The sequence below is a fragment of the Brachybacterium sp. JB7 genome, assembly GCF_003335205.1.
Classification (GTDB): Bacteria; Actinomycetota; Actinomycetes; order Actinomycetales; family Dermabacteraceae; genus Brachybacterium; species Brachybacterium alimentarium.
On sequence record NZ_QPGN01000005.1, the window covers coordinates 206,841 to 221,156 of the forward strand.

A 14,316-nucleotide genomic window follows, 5' to 3' on the forward strand; every position below is an offset into this window, starting at 1 on the left:
GAACACTGATCGTCCCGTAGGGGGTGGTGGGTGTTGAGGTCTGGTTGAGTCTCGTCGTGTTACGGCGGTCATAGCGTCGAGGAAACGCCCGGTTCCATTCCGAACCCGGAAGCTAAGCTCGATTGCGCCGATGGTACTGCACTCGGAAGGGTGTGGGAGAGTAGGTCGCCGCCGGACATCTTTGTGGGAGTGGGAGTGAGCTGGAGACCTTCACGGGTTTCGCTCCTCCCACTCCCTTTTTTCATGCCCAGAAACTGGGTCGCGAGATCAGCGGCATGAGCCCCGGTCGCACGGTCGTGCGGGCCGGCTGTGTATTCCTGCATGCCGCGCACCGCTCCACGTCGCGCAGCCCTCCACGTCCACTACAGTCGCCGGCGTTGGGGACGTGCGATCCGCCGCAGCGCTCTCCTTGGAAGCGGGGATTAGTGTGAGCAGCTTGGAAGTGGGGATTTGTGAGTGTGCAACCTCAGCACGCCGTACCGCACCTCTGCCGTATCGGAATCATGGACGGAGATGTGCCGTGCGGCGGTGCGCCGCGTCTGTTCCCTTGTGGAGCCCACGAGTCGTCCGGGAGCGTGCCGTTCCCCGCGCCAGACCTCCTCGGGGTTTGAAGAGTGAGGGCAGCAACTGCTGGGAGGGGCGTCGGGTCCCTGGTAGCCATCGCGTACTCCGGGTCACGCGGGGACGTTCTGCCCGTACCTCTGCGTCGGCCCGAGGGTAGACTCGTAAATCGCGTAGACGGCTCCTCGGCGATGTCGTCCATGCGTGCTCGGCGGTCTCGTAGGCCGCCGTCCAGCCAGAATCCGTGCTGGGGGCGACCCGCTGTGGGAGCCCTCGCCGAATCCCAGGAGAGCCATGTCGTCCTCGCTGCCGGTCGTCCCCGACATCGATGATCAGCTCGCGGCGCGCGTCGCCGAGCAACTCGAACTCATCGAGGGTCGCCTGCGCGAAGCTGTGGCAACTTCTGACGATATGGTCCGGTGGACCTCACGCCACCTCATGGACGCCGGCGGGAAGCGCGTACGTCCGATGCTGGTGCTGCTGGCGGCGGCCCTGGGCGATATGGAACGAGAGTGCGTCCTGGACGCGGCGGTGCTCGTCGAGCTCACGCACCTCGCCAGCCTCTACCACGACGACGTGATGGACTCCGCGACCACTCGTCGGGGGACGGACAGCGCCCACGCGCTCTGGGGCAACAACGTCGCCATCCTCACCGGAGACTTCCTGTTCGCCCGTGCCAGCGCCTTGAGTGCTCGCATCGGTTCCGAGGCTGTGCATCTGCACGCGGAGACGTTCGAGCGGCTCTGCCTGGGTCAGCTGCATGAGACCGTCGGCCCGTCCGCGCAGGACGATCCCTTCGAGCACTACATCTCGGTGCTCTCGGACAAGACCGCTTCGCTGCTCGCTCTGGCGGGAGAGCTCGGGGCAGTGCTGTCCGGAGCGTCGGAGCACGCTTCCGGTGTGATGCGCCGCTACGGCGAGAAGATCGGGGTGGCCTTCCAGCTCGCCGATGACGTTCTCGACCTCGAGAGCAGCACGGAGACCAGTGGGAAGACGCCTGGCATCGATCTGCGCGAAGGCGTGCCGACCATGCCCACCCTGCTCGTGCGCCGGCGTGCTGAGCAGCAGGGCGATGCCCACAGTGTCGAGATCGTGGACCGTCTTGCCGGTGATCTGAGCAGCGACGAGGATCTGGAGACGCTCGTGGCTCTCCTGCGGGAGGATCCGGCGCTCGAGGAGACGCGCGCTCTGGCTCAGCAGACAGCGGATGACGCAGTCGCGATCCTCGAGGAGCTTCCGGACGGTGCCGTGCGCACCGCGCTGATCCACTTCACGAGCTCTCTCGTCCAGCGTCACAGCTGACCTTTTCGCACGCGAGTGTCCCGGAGAGGCTCCGGGCAGCTCGCCCGTGGGCGCTGGGTGCCCGCTGTCGGCGGTCCCGGTGCGTCTGGACGGACAGCGACGGGGCAATCCCCCGTACCCCTCCTGACCTGCGTGTCGTTGGGGTCCGTCCACGGTTATCCACCGGGATCGAGGTGCGGTGGTCCTGAGTAGGCCCCGTACGTAGTCTGAGACGGTCGTGAACGGCTGGTCCGTTTCCGGAAGAGGTTCTGGGAGCGAACGCTGCAGGGTGCTGCCTGGCAGGAGCCGAGTCCAAGAGCCGACCGGGGGTGTCGCCATGTCTGTGGCCATGCAGGGGGAGGGACACTGGCGACGCGGACCCGTCATCACGGCCGTCGCGCTCGCCACGGCCGCTGTGGTGGTCGGGGGCCTTGCGATCCGCTCTCCGGGGGTGGCCACCTCCCACGGCGCGGTGACCAACGGCGGCGTCTGGGTGACCGCCGCACAGCAGGGCCTGATGGGACGGCTCAACGTCGACGCTGCCGAGCTCGACGCCCGGCTTACCTCGACCGGCGATGGCGTCGAGATCCTGCAATCCGGCTATCACGTGCTCGAGACGGGGCCGAACGGGATGGTGCCGATCAACACTGCCACCGTCACCCGCCAGAAGGCGGTCAGTTACCTCCCCGGCACCCGAGTTGCTCTCGGCGGGGATCGCGTCGTGCTCGTCTCCCCCGACGGACGTGTCTGGATTCTGTCCCTGGACGAGGCCGCGGCGTTCAGCCCACAGGCCGTCGAGCCGATTCATCAGGCATCCGGCGGGCCTCCGACGGTCACGGTGAGCACGCGAGGAACCGTCTTTCTCCTGGACGGCGACCAGCTTCTGACCTTTCCCTTCACGCCCATCGCCGCCCGGACCACAGGGGAGGACCCCATCACCGTCAGCGGCGTCTCCACTCAGGAGGAGATGCTGCAGATGACCGCCGTCGGCGAGAGCCCGGTAATCCTGGATTCCGAGAACCGTCAGCTCCGGATCGGGGAGGAGGCGGTGGTGCATGATCTTGACCAGGACAACTTCATCCCGTCGGTGACCGCGGTCCTCCAGCAGCCCGCGCCAGCGTCGGAAGACGTCGCCGTCGCGACAGAGGAAGCGCTGCTCCTCGTGCCCATGGACGGCGGGCCCGCGGAGAAGATCGACTCCGGGGGCACCGGGGAACCGGCACCGCCCGCCCAGTCGAAGGGGTGCTTCTACGGCGCGTGGTCGCAATCGGCGCGATACATCCGCGCCTGCGAGGGTTCCGCACCCGTCGTCGAGGCGGTCGACGGCGCGGACCCCTTGGGCACGCTGGTCCTCCGGGTCAACAGCGGCCTCGTGGTCCTCAACGACCAGGAACTCGGGCCGTGCTGGAGGATCGCCGACGATATGACGAGGATCGACGACTGGGCCGCCGACCAGGCCATCCTGACCGGGGAGACCGGGGAGACCGGGGAGACCGGGGAGACCGGGGAGACCGGGGAGATCGCACGCGCTGCCACCGATCCTGAGGTCGGCATTCCCGGAGCCTCCGTTGTCGGCCTCGTCGACCCCTCGCGTCCGATACGGAGGCCCGCACTGTGAGCATGACCTGCGAACAGGCCCGCTGGTTCTCCGAGACCTTCGCCCAACTGGTCCGCAACGTCGGCCAGGCCGTGCTCGGCAAGGACGAGGTGGTGCGTCTCGTGCTGACCGCGATGCTCGCACCGGGCCACGTGCTGCTCGAGGATGCTCCCGGCACGGGGAAGACGTCGCTGGCCCGCGCCACTGCGGCGACCGTGCAGGGCTCGAGCACCCGTATCCAGTTCACCCCGGATCTGCTGCCCTCTGACGTGACCGGCGTGACGATCTACGAGCAGAGCACCAGGACCTTCGAGTTCCACCAGGGGCCGGTGTTCGCGAACTTCGTGCTCGCCGACGAGATCAATCGTGCCTCGCCCAAGACACAGTCCGCGATGCTCGAAGTGATGGAGGAGGGCCGGGTGACCGTGGACGGAATCAGCCATGAGGTCGCGGACCCCTTCATGGTGATCGCGACCCAGAATCCTCTCGAGCATGCCGGTACCTATCGGCTCCCCGAGGCCCAGCTGGACCGCTTCTTGATGAAGCTGTCGCTGGGCTTTCCGGACCACGCCTCGAGCATGCAGATCCTTGCGGGTGCCGCCCTGCGGGACCGCTCCAGCCGTCTCGGTCCGCGCATCGCGCTGCACGCCGTGAGCGACATGACTCGGCTCGCAGAGACCGTTCATGTAGACCCGGCGGTGCTCGCGTACGTGTCCCGACTCATGGAGGAGACGCGCCTGGCTCCCGAGGTGCGGGCGGGCGTCTCCATCCGGGGCGCTCTCGGCCTCGTGCGGGCGGTGAAGGTCTGGGCGGCGGCGAACGGACGCCACTTCGTGACTCCGGACGACGTGAAGCACCTCGCGGGCCACGTATGGCTGCATCGATTCGTCCTCGAGTCCGAGGCTGAGTTCGACGGGGTCACCGCCCAGGCCATCATGACCAGGATCCTCCGTGAGGTGGCAGCTCCGCAGGCACGTCAGCAGGTGGCATGAACCCCGAGCTTTCTTCGTTCCCCACCGCGACCGTTGACGCCAGGACCGCCCGGGCAGCGGCGAGGGGTCGACACGTCGGCACCGCGTCGCGTTCCGGCGAGGGAGCCCGACTCGGTGCTCTGTCCCCGCTCGGACGGGCCGTGCTGGTGATGGCGACGCTGTGCTGGATCATCGGGCTCACGCTGCACGTGACGGAGTTGAATGTGATCGCCCTCGTGCTCACGGTGCCTCTAGTGGTCGCGACAGTGTTCGTGCAGGGAACGGCCGGCTATGCGGTCACCGTGGAGCTGCGCTCCCAGCGCGTGGTGGCGGGGGCCAGAGCGTTCGGCAGGGTCGCGATCGCCAATCCCACTGGGCGTCCGCTGCTGCCCACATGCCTCGATCTGGCCGCTGGGCCGGCGACCGCCCAGCTCCTCGTGCCGCGTCTGGCCCCGGCGGAGATGTGCGAGGAGTGGTTCGCCGTGCCCACGAAGCGTCGGACCGTGCTGCGGGTCGGACCCGTGCGTTCGGCCCGCGAGGATCCGCTGTCGCTCATGAGCAGGCAGATCACCTGGACGAAGACGCAGGAGCTGTACGTCCACCCCCGCACCGTGGGTCTGGACGAGTTCGCCGGCGGGTTCGTCCACGATCTCGAAGGCACCCCGTCCTCGACCCTCTCCAGCTCGGACCTCTCCTTCCATGCGCTGCGCGACCATGCCCCTGGCGACGACCGCCGACACGTCCACTGGCGCACCACGGCCCGCACCGGGAAGCTCATGGTGCGTCAGTTCGAGGAGACCCGTCGTACCCGGGTGATGGTCGCCCTGGACAACCTCGTGGGACATTACGCGCTCGACGAGGAATTCGAGCTGGCGGTCTCCGTGGCCGCGTCGGTCTCCCTGCAGACTCTGCGGGAGGACAAAGAGCTGAGGGCGTTCAGCGTCGACGCGTGCCAGCGCACCGGCAACCGCCGAGATCTGATGGACGACTACGCGAACGTCGCCTCCACCTCGGAGCTCTGCTTCCGTGACCTCGGCCAGAAGGTGGCCGAGCTCGCCGTCGGTGCCTCCACCATGATGATCGTGATCGGCTCCCGAACGACAGCGGGTGAGCTGAGTTCAGTGGCGACACGGCTGCCCGCCGGAGTGAGGGCTGTCGCGATCCGCTGCTCAGTGTCTACCGCGGATGCCGGAGATGCCGGGGAAGCCGGGGATATCAGGGAGGTGAGGAGCGTCGCAGAAGCCGGGGGTATCGGCGGGCGCCGCTCGGTCCTCGGACGCCTCGAGGTGGTCAGCGTCGGTTCCCTCGAGGAGCTCTCGCGGGCTCTGCAGGCGGTGACCCGATGAGCACGGGCCGCCGCCCCGCCGAGCACACACAGCAGATCGCCCGGACCTCTCAGACCAGGCGACTACTCGACCTCGCCGCGCTCAGCGTGCTGATGCTTATAGGAATGGTCGGATTCCACCCCGTCTACGGCGGGGGCCGATATGTCCTGGCGGGGGTGGCGGCGCTGGTCCTCGGCTTGCTGATCGCCCTGATCGGCGCGAGATTCCGCTGCGGGCCGCTGCGTCTGCTCGCCCTGCTGATCGTGGCGCATTTCCTGTTCGGTTCGATGTTCGCCGCCCCTGCCCGCGCCCTCTGGGGGATCCTGCCGACGGCCGGCTCGCTCAAGGATCTGCTGGTCGCGCCGGTGAGCAGCTGGAAGACGGTGCTGACCACGCCGCCGCCGGTGGGCAGCGCACACGGCGTCCTGGCCGTGGTATGGATCAGCATGCTGCTGCTGGCGGTGCCGTCGGCCTCGATCCTGCTGCGCAGCAGGCATGACGCGCTGGCCTGGATGTTCCCGTTCGTGCTGATCCTCGCCACCGTTCTCTTCGGCACCACGGAGGATGCTCTGCCAGTGCTGCGGGGCGTGCTGTTCGCGATCATCTCCGTGGCGTGGCTGAGCTGGCGCGCCGACGGGACTCAGCGGGAGGTGGCTCGGCGCGAGAGTGCGCAGTCCGCGATCGTCCCTGCCACGGGGGTGCTCGGCTCATGGGCGAACCCGGTGCTGCGGCGTCGTGCGATCGGCGGTGCCGTGACCCTTGCGCTCGCCGGGGGAGCGACGATCGGCGCCCAGCCCCTGCTGGATCCACCCGAGGCGACGGTCCGCTATGCCCACCGCGACACGATCGTGCCGCCGTTCGACCCGCAGGAGTACGTCTCGCCGCTGGCGGAGTTCCGGGGATATCTCAAGCAGCAGCGCAGCGACGTGCTCTTCACGGTCACCGGCCTCGAGGACGGTGACCGGGTGCGCCTGGCGACGATGGACCTTTACGACCTGCAGGTCTACAACGTCGCCGGAAGCGACACGACGAACGAGGCGTCCGGGGCATTCCTGCGCTCCGCTGCGGGGGTGGATCTCGAGCGGGGTGAAGTGGCGGCGCGCACCTCGACCCTCACCATCGGCGCCTACTCCGGGGTGTGGCTGCCCACGCTCGGGGTCGCGACCGAGCGGATCGACCTCGACGACACGACGGATGATCGGGTGAACGCTGCAGCGGGGAGCCTGTATCTCAACGAGAAGTCCCAGACGATGGTGAATTCCGCCGGTGTCCAGGAGGGCGACACGTACGTTCTCGGGTACCAGCCGTACACCGCCCCTACTCTCGATCAGCAGCGCACAGCCCGGTTCGCGGAGCTTCAGCTGCCGCCGGCACCCAGGATGGGGCAGGTCACGCAGCTCGCCGAGGAATGGGCGGGCGGCGCCGTGTCGGACTACGAGAAGATCACGAACCTCACCCGAGCACTCAGGACCCGTGCCACGTTCTCTCACGGGATCGACGACGGCGAGGCGGCCTCGCTCTCCGGACACGGGGCCGGCCGCCTGCTGACCATGGTCGAGCCGGTCGAGCCGGTCGAGCCGGTCGGGCCTGACGGCGAGACGACACCGGAGGCCCGGACCGAGGGCCTCATCGGAGATGAGGAGCAGTTCGCGGCGCTGACCGCGCTGATGGCCCGATCGATCGGGATCCCGGCCCGCGTGGTGATGGGTTTCGAGGTCGAGGCGAGCAGCGAGAGCGCAGCAGGTTCGACGGGAGCGGTCGAGATCATCGGCGCGGACGTCACCGCGTGGGTCGAGGTCGCTTTCGACGGGGACCTGGGCTGGGTCCGCTTCGACGTGGCGCCTGGCGACGGGGACCAGACCGTGCCTGCCGAGCCCTCTGAGCCTGCCGAGCCCCCTGAGATCAGCAGGCCGCTCCCAGTGCCGGCTGAGCCACCGCCCTCTACTGCAGAGCTCCCGACGTCGCCCCCGGGCGCGATGAGCGACGACGCTGCCCATGACGGCCTGGCTCCCGAGCGGACGGCGTCGGCGTCCCGTATCGCCTCCACCGCGACGCTGCTGTTGGCGGGGCTCGCGCTCGCCGTCGTGGTGATCGGGAAGAGAGCACGACGCAGGTATCGCCGCACAAGGGGGTCGCCGCCGACCCGGATCGACGGCGGCTGGCAGGAGTTCCTGGATCACCTCGCCGACCTCGGGTATCGCCTCGACCCGGGGACGACTCGCGCCGAGGCCGCCGCCGGCGTGCACAGGCAGCTCCCCGCACTGTGGGCGCCGCTCCTCGCCGCGCGAGCAGATCGAGCGGTGTTCGGGCCGGATGATCTGCCCGAAGGCGCTGCTGAGGAGTACTGGGAGCAGGTGGCTGCGGCGCGGCAGACCATGGCGGCGTCGGTGCCGTGGCACCGCCGTCTGCGCGGGGAGCTCTCCCTGCGGTCCTTCCGTCGACGGTTCAGACGCAGCCACCGCGGATCGCGCCGACGGACGAGATCGACACGGCAACGGCTCCTGAGAGGGAGGACGCGATGAATCGGACCAGATACTGCAGCACCTGCCGGGCGCTGCTGAGCGCAGGAGCCGCGATCTGCGGCGAATGCGGAGCCCGGTACCAGGAATCCCCTTATGAGCGCCGGGCCACGGACGCTCCGGCGGCCTGGTTCCAGCGCCCGCTCACCACGCGCCGAGATGATCCGCGCCAGCAGGAGCTGACGCGGGAACCGGCCGACGAGATCGAGCTGATCTCCCGGAAGTCGATGCTCCCCGGCGAGCCAGGGACGACGGCACTGCGCCCGGCGGAACAGTACGATCAGATGATGGTCACACAGTCCCCGATGCTTCAGCGCGCTCCCGGCGCGCCCACCGGTCAGCCCGGCGGGCCCGGGTCGCCTGCTCCGTCGTCTGACGTGCAGGCCGACGGCGCGTCGTCCACCGGGGAGCTCGAAGCCCCACTGGACGGCTGCGTGCCGGCCGCACCGGCCAAGCGTGTCGCCGCGGCCCTGATCGACGGTGTGATCTTCGGGGTGCTGACCATCCCGCTGCTGATCGGCATCATCCTGCTGGCGAGGCAGGACCCGGTCAGCATGCTGGCCGCGATCCTGACGGGACTGGGGGTCGCCCTCCCGGTCGCCTACGCCCTGGTGATGATCTGGCTGACAGGCTCCAAGGGATTCTCCCTCGGCAAGCTGGCGTCGGGGCTGCGGATCACTCGCCGCAGCGACGGCGGCGGCATCGGAGTCCTGCGTGCTCTGGGCCGCGGGGCCCTGTACGGCGTGTTGACGTGGCTGATCGGTCTCACGGTCTTCCTGGACCCCCGGAAGCAGCTGCGAGGCTTCCATGATCGGGCGGTCGGTTCGGTCGTGGTCGACATCAGAGCCGGGCGCGACCCGATGGTGCCCCGCGCCGACTACTTCGAGCGTCCCGCAGACACCCAATACCTCGGAGCAGCATCCCTGGAGGTCTCGGCCCACGACAATCTGCTCACCGAGCCCGGTGCGGCATGGCGCGACAGCCCTGCCCCCGAGACACCCCTGGCAGGGCCCGCCTGGTCAGCGCCTTTCGCTCCTGTTCCAGTCGCCCAGAGCGCACCCCACGAGCCAGTCGGCGACGCCTGGGCACGACCCGCCGATGACATCGTCGCGCCGGCGTGCCCGTCGGCCGCTGTGGAGCCCGACGAAGACCTCGAGCAGTCCCGGTCCCCCTGGGCGCGCACTCCGGTGGCCACGAAGCTGCGGCTCACCACCGACGACGGTGCGAGCAGCATCGTCGGGGCGGCCGTGGTGGTCGGTCGCAATCCCTCCGGCGAGCAGCATGAGGAGACCGTCGTGCTCAAGGACGAGACCCGTTCGGTGTCCAAGACGCACCTGCGCATCGACGCCTCGGGCGACGACCTCGTCGTCACGGACCTGGGATCGACCAACGGATCGACGATCCTGGGGGAGGACGGCTCGCACGAGGACCTGGTCCCGCACGAGTCTGCGGTCGTGCCGGCCGGTACCACCCTCGCCCTCGGGGATCGGACCCTCACCGTGGAGGAGGAGCAGTGATCGACCGGTCCCTCTCCGACCCGGACGTCCAGGGGACGATCCGGGTGGTCTCGGCAGACGCCACGCACGTCGGCCATGTCCGGGCGACCAATGAGGACAGCATCCTCAACGCCACCCCGATCTACATGGTCGCCGACGGCATGGGCGGCCACAACGCCGGAGAGGTCGCCAGCGCGATCGCGGTCGAGGAGTTCGCGAAGCTCACGATCCAGCAGAACGTGACCGTCGAGCAGCTCGGCGAGGCGCTCGACAGCGCGGCGGACCGCATCGGCGCGCTCGGCGGCGAATCGACCCTGGGGGCGGGGACCACGGTCGCTGCGGTCGCGACGATGGTGCTGGACGGCGTCGGCTACTGGGTCGTGATGAACCTCGGGGATTCCCGCGTGTATCGCCTCTCGGGAGAGATCTTCGAGCAGGTCAGCGTGGACCATTCCGTGGTCCAGGAGCTCATGGACCGCGGTGATCTCACGCCCGAGGAAGCCCGAGTGCATCCCTACCGGCACATGGTCACCCGCGCGCTCGGGGCCGGGCCGGAATCCGACCCCGACTACTGGCTGATTCCCGCCGAGGCGGGGGACAGGATGCTCATCTGCTCCGACGGGCTCACTGGCGAGATCGATGACCGGTCGATCGAGCGGATGCTCCGCGGGCCGTCGGACGTGCGCACCGTCAGCAAGGACCTGGTGCGGCTCGCCCTGGACAGTGGAGGCCGGGACAACGTGAGCGTGGTCGTGGTCGAGGCCCTCGAGATCATCGGGCGGGACGCTCTCGTCGAGTCTGCCTCGGACCACCGCACCTCCTCGCCGGACGAGGACGACCTGGTCGAGGAGGACACCCTTCCGCGGCGCGTTCGCGAGGGGCAGGACGGCGCGCGATGAGCACTGCGAGCGGACCGATCAGGTCCGCCGCACTGCTCGGACCCGGCACCTGGACCCGGCCGGGGCCCGCGACGCTGGTCGTGCGTGAGACGGGATGGGTCGTGCTCGTCCCGGGGACGCGCAAGGAGGTCATCGAGTCGGCGTGGATGCTGCTCGGACAGAGCACCCTTGCAGAGACCTTCCTCGACGATCTGACCCGGGAGGCAGGGCCCCACAGCGCTCGCACCCTCAGCGCGATCCTCTTCGGCATCCACGGCGGCACGTCGCTGACGATCGGCGTCAGGGGTTCCACCCCGGTCGCCGTGCACACGGCCGACGGGGCGGAGCTGGTCGTCGGGACCGACGAGGGCCCTGTCGCCCTGCGGACCTTCGATGCCGTGCGACGCGTCGCCTTCGGGGACCTCCCCTCCGAGGATCCCGTGGGCACCCTCCGCGTGGCCACGGGGATCACGCGGGTGCGAGGGTTCGTCCAGGTCGCCGTCGACCCGGCGGATCTGGGGGAGGAGGACCGCGCGGCGCTCGCCGCACAGGTCGCGACGTTCGGCCGGTCCATCGAGAACCCGGAAACGGCGAAGCGGCCCTCCGTCGGGGCCGCCCCGAAGCCCGTGCCGAGCGTCGCGCGGCCTGCGATGACGCCGGTGCGCAGACCCGCCACGGTGACCCGTAGGCCGGGCGAGGTCCCCTCCTCGATCGACCGCGGCGCGGCGCCCCCGCGTGCGACGAATGCGGCAGCCTCCTCCGGTGGGCCGAACGTGTTCGACGGACTGTTCTCGGCCGCGCCAGCCGCGCCAGCCACGCCAGCCGCGCCAGCCGCGCGGGCCCCCGCGTCCACGCCGGAGACGACCCCGATCGTGGTGTCGAGGCCGGAGATAACCCCGATGGTGACGTCGAGGCCGGAGACGACCCCGGTCGTGACGTCGACCTCGGAGACGGCCGCGAGCTCGAGGCCTACGCCGGACACCGCCGAGACGGGGGATCCGGGCACCGCGAGCAGACCCTCCTCGGTGCCCGACACCCTGGTCGCTCCGATCGACCAGGACGAAGGACTCGCGCTCCTCGCTCCGCACACCGAGACCGCGCCGCTCGAGGACGCGGACGGCCTCGAGAGCTCGGGAGCGTACGACGACCTCTTCGGCAGGACCATCCACCGCAGCGTCGAGGATGCGGCCGTGCGTCGGGGTGCGGAGGACGAGTCGGAAGGCGCCGGTCACGGACAGCCGAGAGCCGCGGATGTGAGTCCGGGCCACCCGTGCAGCGAGGAGTCCTCCGGGCCGGAGGACGGCCGACGCTCGCTGCCCTCGGCGGCGCCCCGGTCGGCGCCGGACAGCCCCGCCGCGGTCGACACTGGCGTCATCGATTGGGTGCCGGGAGCGGGACGCATCGCTCCCGAGATCGCCCGCGCCGACGCCCGCCGAGCGGCTCCGCTTCCCCGCCGCGAGCCCGTCTCCCCACCGACCGGGCGCCTCCTCCACCAGAGCCCGACTGCGCCCGTGCGCACTCGGCAGTCCGGACGCGCTGTCGTGCTGACCGGCCTGGTCTGCCGGAACGGGCACGCGAATTCTGCGGAGCGCTCCCGGTGCCGGGCCTGCGAGGCTCCTCTGGACGGACCTGCCCGGAGGGTCGCGCGCCCACCGCTGGGAGCGATCGAGCTGTCCACCGGTGAGCACTTCGTGCTGGACCGCTCGGCGATCGTCGGCCGTCGGCCCCGTGCATCGCGTGCCGACGGCCGCCAGGCTCCGCAGCTGATCACGGTCCCGAGCCCCCAGCAGGACGTCTCCAGATCGCACCTGGAACTGCGGCTCGAGGGGTGGCACGTGGTGGCGATCGACCTCGGATCCACCAACGGGACCACGCTGCAGCGAGAAGGCGCCGACCTGCTGCGGCTGCGCCCTCAGGATGGCATCGTCCTGCACGACGGCGACCGGCTGGACCTCGGGGACGACGTCCGTCTGCGGCTGAGGGAGCGGTCATGAGCCGACGCCCGCCGCCCATGCCGCCCCTGCTCCCGGGGTACGAGTACGAGCGGCTGCTGGGGTCCGGCAGGTTCTCGGACGTCTTCCTCTATCGCCAGCCCTGTCCGCATCGTCGGGTCGCGGTCAAAGTGCTGCTCTCGAGCGTTCTGGAGGATTCCGCCGGCCAGCCGCTCGTCTCCGATGCGACCGTCCTGGCCCAGTTGTCGACCCATCCATCGATCGTCACGATTCATCAGGCCGAGGTCTCCGAGGAGCGCTGTCCGCACTTCGTCATGGAGTACTGCGCGCGTCCCCACTACGGTCTGCGCTTCCGCGCGGAGCGGATCACCGTGGCCGAGGCGCTGTCAGTCGGTGTCCAGATCGCCGGCGCCGTGGAGTCGGGGCACCGCTCCGGGATCCTGCACCGGGACATCACGCCGGCGAACATCCTGGTCACCGACGACCGTCGGCCGGTGCTCTCCGACTTCGGGATCTCTATCGCCACCTCTCCGGGGCGTGAGGCCGAGGGCTCCGGGAGCGTCTCCATCCTGTGGTCGCCGCCGGAGTTTTTCACGGGCGTGCCCCGCGTCGACGCCCGCAGCGACGTGTTCTCCCTGGCGTCGACCGTGTATTCGCTGCTTGCCGGGCGCACCCCGTTCGAGCACCCCGGAGGCCGGAATTCCGCTGCGGACCTCATCCACCGCACCGCGACGGATCCGCTTGCGCCGCTGACCCGCCCCGACGTGCCCGACGAGCTCCAGCGTGCGCTCTCCCGCGCCATGGCGAAGGATCCGGCCGGCCGGTACGACACCGCGCTCGCGTTCGGCCGCAGCCTGCAGCAGGTCGAGCTCGCACTGTCCCTGCCGGTCACGCAGATGGAGGTCCTCGACGATCGAGCCTCCGGCGACGCGGGGACCCAGGACGACGAGCTCTCCCGGCACACCCGGATCCGGGAGGTCGCCGCCGTCGATCCCACCCCCGGCCTCTCCCGGGAACGCGACGGGAGCCGCCTGGATCCGTACGCGGGGGTCGCTGCGGCGCTCGGTCCGTCGGCACCCTCCGCGGCAGGATCGGTGGCATCGGCACCGACCCGGACAGAGTTATCCACAAGAGCCGATGGAGTGGCGACGGCCCTGCGTCCGGCTGCGCGGGACGCCTCGTCGGCCTCCGCGGACAGGGTGGAGGCCTACGCGCACCGTCAGCTCCCCGCAGCCCCGACATACCCCGCAGCACGGACGCCGCCCTGGCCCCTCGTGGCCCTCGCCGCGGTGCTGGTGGTGGTGCTCGGCGTCGGAACCGCCCTGGTCGTACGGCATATCACGCGTCCGGAGCCCGAGCAGCGGGCGACGGTCGCCGTCAACGACCCGGCCAAGGCACAGGATCCGCCGGACGCTCCGAGGTCCGTCGCAGTGGCGGCTCTTCCCGCGCTCGAAGGCAGCGGGGACACGGACCGAGCCACGATCTCCTGGGACGCTCCGGAGAACGTCGGGGAGGGCGATTACTACCAGGTGCGGTGGAAGGACCTGCCCGCCGACTACTCTGAGCACTCGGGATGGGTGACCGTGAAGGGGCGCGTCTCGACGACCAGGAGCACGCCGCCAGGGGTGTCGAACCCGTGCCTCGAGGTGCGCACGGTCTCGCCCGGCGGGAGTCGCAGTGCGGCGGTGTCGACGTGTCTGGGCGAGGGATGAGACGTACAGCCGAGACGAGCAGAC

Annotated in this window: 9 protein-coding genes and 1 rRNA gene; all 10 read left to right on the top strand. The window is 69.9% G+C overall.

Going from position 1 to position 14,316, the window contains the following annotated elements; genetic code table 11:
* Positions 1–60: 60 nt before the first annotated feature.
* The 10 genes from rrf (at position 61) to CIK81_RS08740 (ending at position 14,292) form a co-directional block, all read left to right on the top strand.
* Positions 61–177: ribosomal RNA gene (gene rrf / locus CIK81_RS08695) — 5S ribosomal RNA — on the top strand.
* A gap of 678 nt (positions 178–855) precedes the next feature.
* Positions 856–1,863: a polyprenyl synthetase family protein gene (locus CIK81_RS08700; protein ID WP_096163391.1), complete on the top strand. Its 1,008-nt coding sequence runs from the start codon at positions 856–858 to the stop codon at positions 1,861–1,863.
* Positions 1,864–2,179: 316 nt separating this feature from the next.
* Complete coding sequence (locus CIK81_RS08705; RefSeq protein WP_114355622.1) at positions 2,180–3,460, top strand: hypothetical protein; 1,281 nt, start codon at positions 2,180–2,182, stop codon at positions 3,458–3,460.
* Positions 3,457–4,431, top strand: coding sequence for a MoxR family ATPase (locus CIK81_RS08710; RefSeq protein ID WP_158541971.1), 975 nt, complete (start codon positions 3,457–3,459; stop codon positions 4,429–4,431). Before CIK81_RS08705 ends, CIK81_RS08710 begins: the two co-directional genes overlap by 4 nt.
* On the top strand, positions 4,428–5,756 hold the full coding sequence (locus CIK81_RS08715; protein WP_096163394.1) for a DUF58 domain-containing protein: 1,329 nt from the start codon (positions 4,428–4,430) through the stop codon (positions 5,754–5,756). Before CIK81_RS08710 ends, CIK81_RS08715 begins: the two co-directional genes overlap by 4 nt.
* Positions 5,753–8,257 (top strand): transglutaminaseTgpA domain-containing protein, encoded by a 2,505-nt coding sequence (locus CIK81_RS08720; RefSeq protein WP_096163395.1) that lies wholly within the window; start codon positions 5,753–5,755, stop codon positions 8,255–8,257. Before CIK81_RS08715 ends, CIK81_RS08720 begins: the two co-directional genes overlap by 4 nt.
* Positions 8,254–9,771 carry an RDD family protein gene (locus CIK81_RS08725; RefSeq protein ID WP_096163396.1) on the top strand — a complete coding sequence of 506 codons (1,518 nt, stop codon included), beginning with the start codon at positions 8,254–8,256 and terminating at the stop codon, positions 9,769–9,771. Before CIK81_RS08720 ends, CIK81_RS08725 begins: the two co-directional genes overlap by 4 nt.
* On the top strand, positions 9,768–10,649 hold the full coding sequence (locus CIK81_RS08730) for a PP2C family serine/threonine-protein phosphatase (protein ID WP_096163397.1): 882 nt from the start codon (positions 9,768–9,770) through the stop codon (positions 10,647–10,649). The genes CIK81_RS08725 and CIK81_RS08730 overlap by 4 nt, the downstream gene beginning before the upstream one ends.
* Complete coding sequence (locus CIK81_RS08735; protein WP_096163398.1) at positions 10,646–12,622, top strand: FHA domain-containing protein; 1,977 nt, start codon at positions 10,646–10,648, stop codon at positions 12,620–12,622. The genes CIK81_RS08730 and CIK81_RS08735 overlap by 4 nt, the downstream gene beginning before the upstream one ends.
* Positions 12,619–14,292: a serine/threonine-protein kinase gene (locus CIK81_RS08740; protein ID WP_096163399.1), complete on the top strand. Its 1,674-nt coding sequence runs from the start codon at positions 12,619–12,621 to the stop codon at positions 14,290–14,292. Before CIK81_RS08735 ends, CIK81_RS08740 begins: the two co-directional genes overlap by 4 nt.
* The last annotated feature ends 24 nt before the right edge of the window (positions 14,293–14,316 follow it).

Coding starts and splice junctions, on each gene's coding strand:
- CIK81_RS08740 (WP_096163399.1), top strand. CDS start 12,619: ATGAGCCGACGCCCGCCGCCCATGCCGCCCCTGCTCCCGGGGTACGAG.
- CIK81_RS08715 (WP_096163394.1), top strand. CDS start 4,428: ATGAACCCCGAGCTTTCTTCGTTCCCCACCGCGACCGTTGACGCCAGG.
- CIK81_RS08735 (WP_096163398.1), top strand. CDS start 10,646: ATGAGCACTGCGAGCGGACCGATCAGGTCCGCCGCACTGCTCGGACCC.
- CIK81_RS08700 (WP_096163391.1), top strand. CDS start 856: ATGTCGTCCTCGCTGCCGGTCGTCCCCGACATCGATGATCAGCTCGCG.
- CIK81_RS08725 (WP_096163396.1), top strand. CDS start 8,254: ATGAATCGGACCAGATACTGCAGCACCTGCCGGGCGCTGCTGAGCGCA.
- CIK81_RS08705 (WP_114355622.1), top strand. CDS start 2,180: ATGTCTGTGGCCATGCAGGGGGAGGGACACTGGCGACGCGGACCCGTC.
- CIK81_RS08720 (WP_096163395.1), top strand. CDS start 5,753: ATGAGCACGGGCCGCCGCCCCGCCGAGCACACACAGCAGATCGCCCGG.